Genomic DNA, 16,190 nt, shown 5'->3' on the forward strand with positions numbered 1-16,190 from the left:
ATGTTGATTTACAAAGACAAGACGAAACCAGCTGTGGAGAGGGCCCGGCATTTGCTAGGTCTGATGACTTTGGAAGAAAAGGTCGGCCAGCTCGTACAGCCGTTCGGCTGGCAAACCTATGAATATAGAGATGGGAAGATTGAATTAACGGAATCTTTTAAGCAGCAAGTCCAAAATGGCGGCGTCGGTTCCCTGTACGGGGTGCTGCGCGCCGATCCCTGGACCGGCGTCACGCTGGAGAACGGTTTGTCCGCCAAGGAAGGTGCAGAGGCGGTGAACGAAATTCAGCGTTATGCCATTAAAAACTCCCGGCTCGGCATTCCGATCCTGATCGGGGAGGAGTGCTCGCACGGGCATATGGCGATCGACGGCACGGTTTATCCGGTGCCGCTGCTGCTCGGGAGCACATGGAACGTCGATTTGTACCGCGAGATGTGCCGCGCCGTCGCCGCGGAGACCCGGGCGCAGGGCGGGGCGGTGACGTACTCGCCGGTGCTGGACGTCGTGCGCGATCCCCGCTGGGGGCGCACGGAGGAGTGCTTCGCCGAAGACCCTTATCTGATCGGCGAGTTTGCCGCCGCATCGGTCCAGGGGCTTCAGGGGGATGCCTTGGACAGCGGCGCGAGCGTTGCCGCGACGCTGAAGCATTTTGTCGGATACGGCAGCTCCGAAGGCGGACGCAACGCAGGCCCCGTGCACATGGGCTGGCGTGAGCTGCTTGAGGTGGACCTGTATCCGTTCAAAAAAGCCGTGGAAGCCGGCGCCGCGTCCATCATGCCGGCGTATAACGAAATTGACGGCGTGCCGTGCACGGTCAACACGGAACTGCTGGAGGACGTCCTCCGCAAGCAGTGGGGATTTGACGGCATGGTCATCACCGACTGTGGGGCCATCGACATGCTGGCCGCGGGCCATGATGTGGCGGAAGACGGCATGGATGCCGCCGTTCAAGCCATCAAGGCGGGCATCGACATGGAGATGTCCGGCGAAATGTTCGGCCGGTATCTGTTGGATGCGGTTAGCCAAGGCAAGCTTGGGATCGGGGTTCTGGACCGGGCGGTCCTTCGGGTACTGCTTCTCAAGTTCAAGCTGGGCCTATTCGACCGTCCGTATGTGGATCCGGAGCGGGCTGAGCAGGTCATTGGCCAAAGAGAGCATGTGCAGCTGGCACGCAAGCTGGCGGAGGAAGGCATCATTCTCTTGAAGAATGAAAATGGTGCGCTGCCGCTGGATAAGCAAGCGGGAACCATTGCCGTGATTGGTCCGAACGCGGACCACGGCTATAACCAGCTGGGCGATTACACGTCCCCGCAGCCAGCGGACAAAGTAGCAACCGTCTTGAAGGGGATTCAAGCGAAGCTTGGCGCCGATTCCGGCCGGGTGCTGTATGCACCGGGAAGCCGGATTAAAGGCGACTCGAAAGAAGGATTTGAGACGGCGCTGTCGTATGCACAACAGGTGGACACCGTGGTGATGGTCATGGGAGGATCGAGCGCACGCGATTTCGGCGAAGGCACGATCGACCTGAAGACCGGCGCCTCGAAGGTGTCGGACAGCTCCTGGAACGACATGGAGTGCGGTGAAGGCATCGACCGCATGACGCTGGGATTGGCCGGCGTGCAGCTGGAACTGATTCAGGAAATCCACAAGCTCGGCAAGCGCCTCGTCGTGGTGTACATTAACGGCCGTCCGATTGCCGAGCCGTGGGTGGACGAGCATGCCGACGCGATTCTGGAGGCCTGGTATCCGGGGCAAGAGGGCGGACATGCGGTGGCGGACATTTTGTTCGGCGACGTCAATCCGTCCGGCCGGCTTACCGTATCGATTCCGAAGCATGTCGGCCAGCTGCCGGTGTATTATAACGGCAAACGCTCTCGGGGCAAGCGGTATATGGAAGAGGATTCGAAGCCGCGTTACCCGTTCGGCTATGGCCTCAGTTATACGACCTTTGACTATGATCAGCTCCGCATCAGCGCCGATTCGATAACGGAAGACGAAACGGCGACCGTGTCGGTGAACGTGACGAACACGGGCAGCCGTGCCGGGGCGGAAGTTGTACAGATGTACATTTCAGATGCCGTGAGCGCCGCAAGCCGTCCGTTGATGGAGCTCAAAGGGTTTACGAAAGTGGAACTTGAGCCGGGTGAGTCCCGGACCGTGGAATTTAAGATTGGCAGGGAACAGCTGCAGTACGTGGGCAGGGACCTAAAGCCCGTCGTGGAGCCGGGGCTGTTCCGGATCCATGTCGGCAGACATGTAAACGACACGATGAGCACGGAGTTGACCGTGCGGGAGGGTAAATAAATGGAACGGATCAGACGCTTTATCCGTGAATTGTCAGACAACCGCTGGCTGGAGCAGATTGAGCTCCGCAGCTGGGACATCACCCGCTCTTACTACAAATTGCCTGGCGAATATGAGAATACGGCTCCTTACCCGGAAGGGAAGGGGCTGGCCTCTTTTCCAAGCAAACAAGGAACGACGTATTTCTTCCGGACCCGGCTTGTGCTGCCGGAAGGCTGGCCATCCGAGCCGTTTGGGCTCGTCTTCGCATCGGGCGGAGAAGGCCTGCTGCGCGTTAACGGGGTTTCCTATCAGGGCCTCGACCGCAATCATACTTACGTGACGCTCGACCCCGCCGTGATCGGAGAGACGCCTGAACTCGAGATCGAGCTGTTTGACCCGGTTCCGGAACCGGTCGATCCATTGAATCAGCAGGCGGTCATCAACCCGCCGATCACGTCGGTCACGAGTCTGCTCGTGCGGCCGAATCATGCGGTGCTGAGCCTGATGTATTCCGTCACCGTCGTACGCGATTCGCTGGTGCTGCTGCCGCAGGAGGATTTCCGCCGCGTGCGCCTGATGGAAGTGCTGTACGGGGCGATGGACCGGTTCGTGAACCTGGATGCAGCGGCCATCCGTGACGGCAGAGCCGTTGCCGATATTGAGGCAGCGCTTAGAGCGGACGTCCATAAAGTAGGCGGCAATGCCGAGGGCTTGGAGCATATGGTCGGCCAGTCGCACATCGATATCGCCTGGCTGTGGCCTGTCCGCGAAACGGTGCGCAAGGCGAGCCGCACGTTCTCGACGGTCGACCGGCTGATGGAGGAATATCCGCAGTACCGCTACACGCAAAGCCAGCCGCAGCTCTTCGCGTTTCTGAAGGAGAACGATCCCGAGCTGTTCGAACGGGTCAAGGCGCGGATCGTGGAAGGACGCTGGGAGCTGGTCGGCGGCATGTGGGTCGAGCCCGACCTGAATCTGCCGAGCGGCGAATCGCTGATCCGGCAGATGCTGTACGGCCAGCGGTTCTACCAGGAGGAATTCGGCCGGATGTCGAATATCGAATGGCTGCCGGACACGTTCGGCTACTGTGCGTCGCTGCCGCAAATTTTGAAGCATGGCAAAGTGGATTATTTCATGACGACCAAACTCGGTTGGAACGACACCAACCTGTTCCCATACGATTTGTTTCATTGGGTCGGTATTGATGGAACGCCGATCTTGTCTTATCTGAACCATGGCGTGAACGAGAACACGCTGCCGAAGGATGTTCACGACCACTGGCAGTCCTATCGGGAAAAGGCGCTGCATCCCGAGCAGATGCTCCTGTACGGACACGGGGACGGCGGCGGGGGCGTCACCCGCGAGATGCTGGAGTACATCGACCGGTCCGATCTGATGATCGGACAGCCGGCAAGCCGCTACAGTACGGCGGCCAAGTTCTTCGAGAGCATCGAGCAGGCGGGCCCGGTGCTTCCGACGTGGCGCGGCGATCTTTACCTGGAGCTGCACCGCGGCACGTATACGACGCATGCCCGCAACAAACGCAGCAACCGCAAGGCGGAGGCGCTGTATCGGGAAGCCGAGCTGTGGAACACGCTGGCTGGGCCGAAGATGGACGCGGCCAACCGTACAGAGGTGACGCAGCAGCTGCATGACGGCTGGAAGCTGATTCTGCTGAACCAGTTCCATGACATCATTCCGGGCTCGGCGATTACAGAGACGTATGAAACGTCGGACAAGGAATACGTCGACATTTTCGCCAAGGGAGAACATGCCTTGAACGAAGGGTTGAACACGCTGGTGTCGGATATCGACACTTCCGGCATGGAGGGCACTCCGTATGTTGTCTTCAACAGTCTCGGATGGAGCCGGAGCGCTGTGGTCCATATCCAAGCAGAACAAGGCGAAGTTGCCTCGTTGGCAGCTTATGATGAGCACGGCACGCGCCTGGAGACGGACACCGTCGAAGGCGGAATCTCCGTCCGGGTTTCCGACGTTCCGGCACTGGGTTACAAAACCGTATGGGTGAAACCGGAAGCCGCCGTGAATGCTGACTCTGCCGGAATTCAATCGTTTGGCGATATGTGGGAAACTTCAGCTTACCTCGTGCGATTCAACGAACGGGGTGAAATCACCAGCCTGCTGGACAAAGCGGCTGGCCGCGAAGTTGTGAAGCAAGGGGAACGCGCAAACCGGTTCCACTTCTTCCATGACCGCCCGACGCTCTGGGACGCCTGGGACATTGACACCCGGTATGAACAGCAGCCGGCCGGTGAGGCGGAGCTGCTCGAGAAGCGGCTGGTTCTGGCCGGACGCACCAAGGACGTCCTCCGCTTCCGTTGGAAGATCGGGCAGTCCGAAATCACGCAGGACATGATCTTCTATCATCATGACCGGCGGATCGATTTCAAAACGCATGTCCACTGGAACGAGGCGCACAAGCTTCTGAAAGTGGGATTCCCTGTTGATGTGGTCACCGATAAGGCGACCTACGAAATTCCGTTCGGTTCCCTCGAGCGCGCCACCCATCGGAACACGAGCTGGGAGCAGGCGCAGTACGAGGTATGCGGACACCGCTTCGTGGACGTGTCGGAGCATGGATACGGCGTCAGCCTGCTGAACGACTGCAAATACGGCTATGACGTTCAGGGCAGCACGATCCGTCTGTCCCTGCTGCGGGCGCCGAAGTGGCCGGACGTGACGGCTGACCTTGGCGAGCATGACTTCACCTACTCTTTGCTGCCGCATCAAGGCGGCTGGAGAGAGTCGCACACCGTACGTCAGGCAGCGGAGCTGAACGTCGACGTGCCCGTTCGCCAAGCGGAATCCGGTGCCCAAGGCTCTCGTCCGTCAACGGGATCGCTGATCACCCTATCCGGCGGACACGTCGTGCTCGACACGGTAAAACCGGCCGAGGACGGCAGCGGCGTTATCCTGCGGTTCTATGAATCGACTGGCGGACGTGAACAGATCGAACTGATATGGCCGGGAGCCATCTCAGAGGCTTATCTGTCCAACGCGCTCGAGGAGCAGGCTCATCCGCTGCAGCTTCAGGAGGGCAGACTGCAGTTGTCTTTTGCCCCATATGAAATTAAAACCGTCCTGCTTAAGCAGGGTGAATAACGCAATATATAGAAGTTTGGTATAGATCGTATAACAGCACATGATTTGATGTGTCATCATTACACTCTACTATTCAGCCAAGTAAAGGGGCGTATCGCTTTGGAACAATTCAGACTTCCTAAAATACCGATGCCGGCGCTGGAGATGCCCCAGGCGATCCAGGACGTGATCAAAGAAGCCGAGCAGAAGCTGGCCCACCGGCCGAAGCTGCTGCAGCTGTTCAAAAACTGCTTTCCGAATACGCTGGAAACGACAACCAAGCTGATGGACGACGGAACGACCTTCGTCATTACGGGCGACATCCCGGCCTCCTGGCTGCGCGATTCCGTGGAGCAAGTCGTCCATTACGTGCCTTTTGCCAAGGAAGACAAGGATCTGCAGCGCATTATCGGCGGGTTGGTCAAACGCCACGTTCATTACGTCTTGATCGACCCGTACGCCAACGCGTTTAACGAATCGGCCAATGACTGGCACTGGAACACGACGGACGAAACGGACATGTCCCCATGGGTGTGGGAGCGCAAATTTGAGATCGATTCGCTGTGCTTCGTCATTCGTCTGGCCTACCTGTACTGGAAGGAAACCGAACTGACTGACATTTTCGATGCCAATTTCAAAAAGGCCATGCGCGCCATCATCGACGTGTTCAAAACGGAGCAGCACCATTTCGAGAAGTCTCCGTACCGCTTTACGCGCAACAACGGTATCCTAACCGACTCCCTGCGCAATAACGGAATGGGGATGCCGGTCAACTATACGGGTATGATCTGGTCGGGATTCCGCTCCAGCGACGACGCGTGCGACTTCCATTACAACATTCCGGGCAATATGTTTGCGGTTGTGGCGCTGCGTCAAATGCAGGAGTTCGCCGAGTGGGTCTTCCGCGACATGGACATGCTGGCCGAGCTCAAGGAGCTGGAGATCGAAGTCAACTACGGCATTCAGCTGTACGGCATTTACCGCCATCCGCAGTTCGGTCCGATTTACGCGTACGAGACCGACGGATACGGCAACTACTGCCTGATGGACGACGCCGGTACGCCGGGCCTGATGTCCATCCCTTATCTGGGGTACACGACGGCAGACGATCCGATTTATCAAAATACGAGACGGTTTGCGCTCAGCAAGGAAAATCCGTTCTACTTCGAAGGCAAGGCGGCCAAGGGCATCGGCAGCCCGCACACGCCGGAGGACTATATCTGGCATATGGCTTTGTCCATGCAGGGATTGACCGCCCAGACGGCCGAAGAGAAGCTGGAGATGATCGCCATGCTGGAAGCCACCGATGCGGATACAGGCTTTATGCATGAAGGGTTCCACGCTGACGATCCGACCATTTTTACGCGAAAATGGTTCGCCTGGTCCAACAGCCTGTTCTCCCAGCTCGTGTATAAGGCCATGAAGGACGGTCTGCTATGAGCCGGCATATCATCATTCTGTGCGATCCGGATTTTCCGGCTGCGGGCAAGCTCCCGCAATCCGGGGATTTCCAGCATGCCGCAGAAGTGGCGGTCGTTCGCGCCGAAGAACTGGCCGACGCGCTTCGCGGAGTGGATCAAGGTTGTTTTGTCAATTTGCATGCGCCTTACTTTCCAAAGACCGCCTGGACGGAAATTTCCGCCTTCCTGCATCGGGGAGGCAGCCTGATCAGTGCGGGCGGGGCGCCTTTTAAAATTCCTGTGGTACGAGATAACGGATCCTGGGTTTCCGAGACCGAGCAAACCGCTTATCATCAGGAACTCTATATTCATGAAGCACTGCGGGTAAACACAGACAAGGTCACGAAGCTCGCCGTTTCGGACCGCATCCCGCTGCTGAACGGCCAGGAAGGCCTGTTTGAGCTGGCAGATGCCTGGAACCTGGTGCCGCATACGACGAAAAGCGCCGACTTGCCGCAGCAGATGGGCTCAGCCGGCCCGATGAGCACGCAGATCTATCCTCTACTTACCGGCCTCACCGCCGAAGAGCGGGAGATCGCCGCGCCAATCGTGCTGTGGGAGAACTCCCGCGTGACGTTCGCCGGCTCGCGCTGGATGTTCGTGTTCCTGCCGCTGACCGAAACGTTCTGGAGCGGCGGCGGCGCTGGGCATCTGATTGACTGGGCGCGTTTCTGCGCCCGGGGTGTAACCGAGCTGTCGCTGAAGCCGAACTACGCTTCGTACGAAGCCGGGGAACACGCGGTGCTGACGCTGCAGACACAGATTTTGCAGCGCGGGGAATTGCGCAGTTCGGCGCCTGAACTGTGGAGCTTCGAGTTGGAAGTAAGCCATGAGGGCGGAAGCGGAGAGGCCTGGAGCCACCGGTTCCAGGCACAGGTGACGAAGGAGCAGAACTTCGTGCGCATTCCGGTGCCGCTGGCTTTGAAGAGCGGACTATACCGCATCGTGTGCCGTGCGGAGGGACCGGATGGCGAAGTGCGCGTCCTGCGCCAGGGCTTCTGGGGCCGCGATGACCTTCTTCTGGCCGAGGGCTCGCCGATTACCCGCAGCCGTGACTATTTTATCAAAGACGGCCGGCCGCTGCCCGTCGTGGGCATGACGTACATGACCTCCGACGTGGCGCGCAAGTTCCTGTTCCTGCCGAACGTGGACGTGTGGGAGCGGGACATGGCCCAGATGGCTAAGGCGGGCATCAACTGGATCCGCACCGGCGTCTGGACGGCTTACCGGAATATCATGCAGGTCGACGGGCATGCCTCGGAGGAAGTGCTGCGCGCAATCGACGCCTTCTTCCTAACGGCCAAGCGCCACGGCCTGCAGGTGACCTTCACGTTCTTCTCCTTTACGCCGGAGACGTGGGAAGGGCTGAACCCTTATCTCGACCCGCAGAGCGTTGAGGCTCAGAAACGCTTCATCCGCAGCATCGTCAGCCGCCATACGGCCACGACGCATGTGGACTGGGATTTGATTAACGAGCCGTCGATGTTTGATCCGCCGCGGATTTTCTCGGAGGGACCGCGTTCCGCCCGGGATCCGTTTGAGCACCAGGCGTTCGTGGAGTGGCTGGAGCGCCGCCACGGCGATATCCGCAGCCTCCAGGAAGCCTGGAACATGACGCCGGACCAGCTGCCTGACTTTGCTTCGGCATCCATTCCGGAAGTGGAAGAGATCAATTTCGACGTGCAGGATATGCACAAAGCCAAGAAGGGAACCAGATGGCTCGATTACTGCCTGTTCTCGATGGATATGCACAACCGGTGGGCGGAGCAGCTCGTCGGCACGATCAAGGAGCTGTGCCCGGACCATTTGGTGACCGTCGGGCAGGACGAAGCGCTCGGCGCCCAGCGTCCGTCTCCGTTCTTCTATGAGCAGGCCGTTGATTATACGACAGTGCACTCCTGGTGGCTGAACGACTATCTGGTATGGGACGGCATCTTCACCAAAACGCCGGATAAGCCGAACCTGATCCAGGAGACCGGCATTATGTACGTAGAAACGCCGGACGGCCGCGCCAAGCGGTCCGAAGCCGAGCTGCGCGGCATTTTGGAGCGGAAATACGCCTATGCCTTCTCTACCGGAGGAGCTGGTGCGATCCACTGGATCTGGAATACGAACTTCTATATGGACAACGCCAACGAATCGCATATCGGAGCGCTCCGCGCCGACGGCACGGAAAAGCCGGAAGCGGACGTATCCTACGACTTTGGACGCTTTATCACGGCCACGCGGGACTTGTTTACGGACCGGGAGCTCGAGGACATCGTCGCCGTCTTCCCGTATTCGAACGACTTCTCAAACCGCGCATTCGCGTTCCAGTCGACGACGCGGCTGACCCGGCTGCTGGCCTATGACCTGAAACTGCCGTTCCGTGCGGCGTCGGAATACCATCTGGATGCGCTGCGGCAGAAGGCGCCGAAGCTGATCCTGCTACCGAGCCCGCATAACATGGACAGCCGGGCGCTGGACGAGCTGCTGGAGCTCGTCAAGGACACCGGCGCGACACTGCTTGCAACCGGCCCGCTCGGCCTGGACGCTTACTGGCGTCCGACGACGCGCCTGGACGCCGTCCTCGGCGAGCGCCGGCTTGCCAATGTGCGCCGGGAGGAAATGCTCGGCGTGAACGGGCGGCTGCTGCCGGTATCCTTCGGGCACCGGCGGATCGCCGAGGTGGCCAAGGAAATCCCGGCCGCAGCCGCAGGGACCGGTGCAAGCATGGATGCGCTCGTGGACGTGCCGCTGGGCAAGGGCCGGCTGATCTGGAGCCCGCTGCCGCTCGAGCTGAACGGCCGGGACGAGCCGATCCTTGAGTTGTACCGGTACGCGGCTGCCGCAGCCGGCGTGGAGCGCGAGCTCGAGTGGATGGCCGGCGGAGACCTGCCAGGCGTGTATGGCCGGAAGCTCAGCTTCAAGGATGGCAGCCTGTACGTATTCGTCTCCGAGTACGGCTGGGATGCCCCGGTACAGGTCAAGGACCCGTTGACCGGAGCTATCTACAGCTTTACGCTCGAGAGCGACCGCAGCGTGTTGTTTGCCGCCGACCGGGAGGGCCGCATTACGGCTGTTTACCGGCCGGATGAGGTTGACATCCAAGTGGAACCGGCACGTTAATTTGGTACAGCAACTTGTAGACGATCGTCAGGGATTTTTGCAGGTGTGAGCCGTCAGGGCCAAACGGGATGGGCATCAAACCAATCCTTGCAGGGCAGGGGAAAAGGATAATTTTGGTGCGGGATCCAGCGATCCTGCGCCGATCCGCTGCCTTATCAGAGGCAAAACGTTTGTCCACTGTGAATGGACATTTGTTTTCAGAAACCGATATTGTTCCGACAGGAGGCCGCGCCTTAGGGCTTTTGCAGCGATAGCCGGATATTGAATGTTGGTGCCCCGGCTTCCTTCTATTTGGAGATTACTTTGGGATTGATCACCAAAACTGGGCAACCAGAAGGGGACTTTTTTAAACTTTTAAAGGAAAGATCAGGCCCGCAGAAATCGTCCAATGTAACGATCGCCGAAATTTTTTTCTTCTATTATATATAGGTTAAATTGAAGACTTACTTTGGATGTTAATTTGTACGCGATAGATGGACACTAACGGAAGGACATGGTCATGTCCGTAAGTCATCAATGCCAGCGCTCAGCCATCCATGATAGTGCAAATTTATCCAGGGAAAGGTTTGGTTATAAGCTGGGCCTTAGCCCGATATGTTGATCTGCAAGCAGGGGATGAGAGTTCCGATCGGGAACAAGCCGCCCAAGGAAAGGAGACCCGATTTCTATGTCAAACAAGCCGAAACGAACGGCGCATATCATCTCCCATACTCACTGGGACCGGGAATGGTATTTGCCCTATGAAAAACATCATGTCCGTCTCATCCGTCTGATGGACGTGCTGATGGATACATTGGAGAATGATACGGAGTACAAGAGCTTTTACCTGGACGGGCAAACGATCATTCTCGAGGATTACCTTCAGGTGCGCCCCGAGCAGAAGGAACGGCTTGAAAAATACATCCGCGAAGGCCGCATCTTTATCGGCCCGTGGTATATTCTGCAGGATGCGTTCCTGACCAGCGGCGAGGCCAACATCCGCAACATGCAAATCGGCCATAAGGACGCCCGCCGTTACGGGCAAATTTCCAAGGTGGGATACTTCCCCGACACCTTCGGCATCGTCGGCCAGGCGCCGCAGCTGATGCGCCAATCCGGCATCGATAACGCCCTGTTCGGCCGCGGCGTCAAGCCGACCGGATTTAACAATACTGTTGCCGACTCCGAATATGAGTCTTCCTTCTCGGAGCTCATCTGGGAAGGTCCGGATGGTTCCAAGGTGCTCGGCATTCTGTTTGCCAACTGGTACAGCAACGGCAACGAAATTCCGGCCGATCCCGAAGAGGCGAAGGTGTTCTGGGACCGGAAGCTGGCGGACGCGGAAAAGTATGCGTCGACGCCGGAGCTTCTCTTCATGAACGGCTGCGACCACCAGCCGATTCAGACCGATTTGGCTGAGGCGCTGGAGACTGCACGCAAGCTGTACCCGGACACGGAGTTCGTTCACTCGAACTTCCCGCAGTATTTGGAGTCGGTCAAAGGCCATCAAGAGAATGAGCTGTCCGTCGTTCGCGGCGAGCTTCGGAGCCAGCGGACCGACGGATGGGGGACGCTCGTGAACACGGCGTCTGCCCGCGTATATCTCAAGCAGATGAACCAGCATGGCCAGGCGCTGCTGGAAAAGGTAGCCGAGCCGCTGGCAGCCTATGCCCACCTGACCGGTCAGGCCTACCCGCACCATCTGTTTACGTATGCATGGAAAACGCTGATGCAGAACCATCCGCATGACAGCATCTGCGGCTGCAGCGTCGATGAGGTTCACCGCGAGATGGTAACCCGCTTTGCGAAGAGCCGCGACGTGGCTGAATCGATCATTGAAGACAGCAAACGGGCTGTGGCCGAGGCGGTGGATACGTCATCCTTCGCACAGTACGGCGAGGATGCGCTGCCGTTTGTGGTGTTCAACACCACAGGGTGGGAGCGGACCGGCACCGTATCCGTCGAACTGGACGTACAGCGGATCTACTTCCGCGACGGCATCCCGCTGGACGAAATCAGCCGCCGAATTCAGGCGCTCGAACTTGGTGAGCGCGTGGTACTGGACCCGAGCGGAAAGCCGGTGCCGTTTACACTCGAGGATCTGGGCCAGCGCTTCGGCTACGATCTGCCGGATGACCGGTTCCGTCAGCCGTATATGGCGCGTGCCGTGCGGATTACGCTGCAGGCGGGCGCCGTTCCGGCTCACGGACTTCGGGCGTACGCACTCGTGTCTGGCCAGTCAGCGGCGCAGCACTCGGACAATGCTTCAGCATCGCTGATCACCGGGAACAACGTAATGGAAAATAGCATCCTGCGGGTAGCGGCCCAGCCGAACGGAAGCCTTACGGTTACCGACAAGCGAAACGGACGTGAATACCGTGACCTGCTCGTTTATGAGGATACCGGGGACATCGGCAACGAATACATGTACAAGCAGCCTGAAGGTGAAACTCCGCTGACGACGCGCGATGTGCAAGCATCGATTCGGGTTGTGGAAGATACGCCTTACCGCGCTACGCTCGAAATCGTTCATGACTGGGAGGTACCGGCATCGGCAGATGAGCTTCTTCAGAAGGAGCAGATCGAAGTGGTCTACTATCCGGAGCGCAAAGCTCAACGGGTGAAAGAAACCGTGCCGATGAAGATTCGTACCCTGGTTCGTCTGGAGAAAGACGGCAAAGGCGTTAAAGTGGAGGCCTCGTTTAACAACCAGGCTAAGGATCACCGCGTCCGCGCATTGCTGCCGACCGACATTGAAGCTAGCCGGCACCGCGTGGACTCCATGTTTGAAATCGTGACACGGGATAATCAGCCCGCAATCGAATGGCAGAATCCGAGCAACGCCCAGCACCAGCAGGCTTTTGTCGATGTGAGTGGGGAGACAGCCGGCCTGGCGGTAGCCAACCTTGGTTTGAACGAGTATGAAGTGCTTCGGGACGGGCGGAATACCATTGCAGTCACGCTGCTGCGTTCGGTAGGCGAGCTGGGCGACTGGGGCTGGTTCCCGACGCCGGAAGCTCAATGCCTTGGCGAACATGCCGTTCAGCTTGAAATCATTCCGCATGACGGCCACGGGGAGGAATCCGGAGCTTACGCGGAAGCCTACCAATTCCAAATTCCTTGGACAAGCGTACAAACGGGAATCCATGCCGGCGATCTGTCTGCGGTACATGTTCCTTTTGCCTGGAGCGGTGAGGGAGTGGCTTTCTCGGCGTGGACCGTTAACGAGGATTCCGGAGACCATATGCTTCGCTGGTACAACATGAAGCAGCAGCCTGCCAGCCTTCGGTTAGAATGGCCTCAACCGGTGAGCCGTGCATATAAAACGACCATTCTGGAAGAGGCGCAAGGTGCTTCGGTAGAACAGCTGTCTGAGTCTTTGGAGCTGGAAGCGGGACCTTGCGAAATCGTAACGATAGGTATAGAGCGCTAGTATGTTAATTGTATGGAATAATCTAGTACTCATAGATTTATTCAATAAGTGATTTATAATAGGGGTATACGGGGCGGGGCTTTTTCCCCCTCCGGCAGCCCCAGCTCCTTGACAATTTAAATATTGTAATTCCCATCTATTTACCAGAATTACCCGCTATATTTATAATTGACAGATGATTTATGTTCCAGTAAATTTGAACGTAATCAAATGTTGATTTGCAAGAAATGACGCGGAAGATTCCTATGCTGTTAGCCTGTGGCTGCCATAATTTACAAGACACCTCACTATTATGTCACAGAACCTAACATGCATTTTTATGTATTCTTAATGTAAGCGGTTTATACTATGAACATTTTGAAAACTTGGATATTCCAGACGTCGAACCTTCCTGTTTTTAACATTTAAATTTGGTGATAACGGATCGCCTCTTTCATCAAAATCCCATTGATACAGCTAATATTCAGCTATTTTAAAAAATATATTAAAACCGCCTAAAAAAAATATTGACGTGATATTAATTTACACGTATTATTTACATTAAATTTATTAGGAAGTTTTAACCATTTCACATATAGTCCTTTTTGCTGATTCAAATTGACCGATGGTCATTTAAAGCATTAATGCTTTATTGCGCTATAATGCACTGCGCGGCCACGTTGCGGAATCAACTGTCCTTTATTCCTGTACGATCCCGCACCGGTCCTGCCTTACTTCTGGATATATTATTTTTTAATATATTGCTTTACCTTGCTACCGTCGTCTTGTTGCAATATGAAAGGTCTGCAAGAGGGGGAATTGTTTCAACGTCATTCGGGGGTCAGTTACGGTAACCGAAGTAGGTGTAAAGTCCCTAATGGTTTTCGCGGCCAGATTCGCTTAAGACCATTGGAGAGGTCTTGGGTTGTTCTCGTATCTTATGCGGGACGCCATTATTTTTCAAATCATAAAGGGGAGGAAAATGGTACATGACAAGCAAGAAAAAATGGCTCTCATTACTCGTTTCATTATCGGTAGTCAGCACGCTGTTCGTAGGATGCGGCAGCAAGGATGAAGCAAGCAGCACACCTAAAGACGAGGGTAACACGGATTCGTCTGCGACTACGGGCACGGAGGGAACTAAAGAGGCAACCGGTCCGGTGGACGGCGGTACGCTGACTTACGGAAGTTTCTCCGACATCGTTAGCGTAAACCCACTGTTCGTTCAAGATACAGCTTCTGGTGATGCTGCGGAGTTCATGTATGCCAAGCTGTATGACATTAACCGTACAGGTGAAGTCGTAGCCGAGCCTTGGTCTCTTGCTGCTGAGCCGATGACGGTTTCCGAAGACGGACTTACGTATACCATCAAGCTGAAAGACTCGGCGAAATGGAGCGACGGCGAAGCGATTACGGCTGACGACGTTGTCTTCACATTCAATTCGATTAAGGACCCTAAAGTCGGATCCCCTGGCATGTCCGGATTTGACAAGGTAACGAAAATCGAGAAAGTGGATGACCTTACCGTTAAAATTACGCTGAAACAAGTCTACGCTCCATTCCAATATGTTTTGTCTACCCAAATCGTTCCTGAGCACATCCTGAAGGACGTTAAGCCTGAAGAGCTGCAAAAGAACGTTTACGGAACCGATCCGGCCAAAACGGTGTCCAGTGGTCCTTGGGTATGGAAAGAGTGGAAGCAGAAGCAGTACCTTTCCTTCGAAAGAAACCCGAACTACTGGGGTCCTAAACCTCATATCGACAAGATCGTATATAAAATCTATGCCGACCAAAACACAGAAGTTCAAGCCCTTATCAAAGGCGACGTTGACCTTCTGGGCGGTATCCCGGTAACCCAAGTCGACGCCGTGAAGAGCAGAGACGGCCTGACCGTTATCCAGGAGCCAGGTCCGCAATACGAATACCTCGGGTTCAACTTCAACCCGGACAACTTCAAGGACAAATTCGTTCCTTGGGCTGGACAAAAAACAAGACAGGCGATTGCTTACGCGCTTAACCGTCAAGGCATGATCGACAACGTTCTGAAAGGCACAGGCAAGCTGATGAACGCTCCGTTCCTGCCAGGTTCCTGGGCAGATCCGGGCGATGCGGCAGTCAACTATGCCTTTGATCCGGAAAAAGCGAAGCAGCTGCTGGCTGAAGACGGATGGACTGCAGGCAGCGACGGCATCCTGACGAAAGACGGACACCGTTTCTCCTTCGAACTTCAATACAACTCGGGTAACAGCCGCCGTGAGCAAGTGGCGAGCGTAATCCAGCAAAACCTGAAGGACGTAGGTATCGAAGTAGTGCCTAAAGCACTGGACTTCGCTGCATGGGTTGACCAAAACCTGACTCCAGGTAAATACCCTGCAATCCTGATGGGCTGGTCCCTGAACAACCCGGATCCGGACGGAGAAACGACGTTCAGCTCGAAGTACTTCCCGCCGGCTGGTCAAAACCAAGGTTTCTATAAGAACGAAAAACTCGACAAGCTGTGGGAAGAAGGAACGGCTGTCGTAGACCAAGAGAAGCGTAAAGAGATTTACAAACAAATCGGTCAAGAAATTTCGACAGACCTTCCATACGTGTTCATGTACCAATACGGTACGCCAACCGCGTACAACAGCAAGGTGAAATTTGCGGAAGAGGATGCTCCTGAATCCTCCTTGGCTTACGGATACTTCTTCCACCTGATCAATTGGTGGGTAGACGCAAAATAATAGACAACATAGGAAGTAACAACGGTGCTAGAGGGGGAGGAAACTTCCCCTCCACCCTTTTTTGTGTTTAAAAAAGGATGATGGTTAGGCGTCCGTGTCCGTATCATCTCTAGGAGGATC

At 56.3% G+C, this 16,190-nt stretch carries 6 protein-coding genes; all 6 read left to right on the forward strand.

Translation table 11 applies throughout. The features are described from left to right. The 6 genes from FHS19_RS25620 (at position 1) to FHS19_RS25645 (ending at position 16,070) form a co-directional block, all read left to right on the forward strand. The gene (locus FHS19_RS25620; RefSeq protein ID WP_183584636.1) at positions 1 to 2,304 is read left to right on the forward strand and encodes a glycoside hydrolase family 3 N-terminal domain-containing protein; all 2,304 of its coding nucleotides are present in this window, start codon (positions 1 to 3) and stop codon (positions 2,302 to 2,304) included. Next, positions 2,305 to 5,409, forward strand: coding sequence for an alpha-mannosidase (locus tag FHS19_RS25625; RefSeq protein WP_183584637.1), 3,105 nt, complete (start codon positions 2,305 to 2,307; stop codon positions 5,407 to 5,409). It begins immediately after the preceding gene. A gap of 99 nt (positions 5,410 to 5,508) precedes the next feature. Continuing rightward, entirely contained in the window at positions 5,509 to 6,828 is a 1,320-nt protein-coding gene (locus tag FHS19_RS25630) for a glycoside hydrolase family 125 protein (protein ID WP_183584638.1), read from the forward strand. Then, entirely contained in the window at positions 6,825 to 9,956 is a 3,132-nt protein-coding gene (locus FHS19_RS25635; protein ID WP_183584639.1) for a beta-galactosidase, read from the forward strand. The genes FHS19_RS25630 and FHS19_RS25635 overlap by 4 nt, the downstream gene beginning before the upstream one ends. 667 nt (positions 9,957 to 10,623) lie before the next feature. Beyond that, positions 10,624 to 13,368, forward strand: coding sequence for an alpha-mannosidase (locus tag FHS19_RS25640; RefSeq protein ID WP_183584640.1), 2,745 nt, complete (start codon positions 10,624 to 10,626; stop codon positions 13,366 to 13,368). Positions 13,369 to 14,336: 968 nt separating this feature from the next. Beyond that, positions 14,337 to 16,070, forward strand: coding sequence for a peptide-binding protein (locus tag FHS19_RS25645; protein WP_183584641.1), 1,734 nt, complete (start codon positions 14,337 to 14,339; stop codon positions 16,068 to 16,070). Positions 16,071 to 16,190: the final 120 nt, after the last annotated feature.

The organism is Paenibacillus rhizosphaerae (genome assembly GCF_014192015.1).
Classification (GTDB): domain Bacteria; phylum Bacillota; class Bacilli; order Paenibacillales; family Paenibacillaceae; genus Paenibacillus_AQ; species Paenibacillus_AQ rhizosphaerae.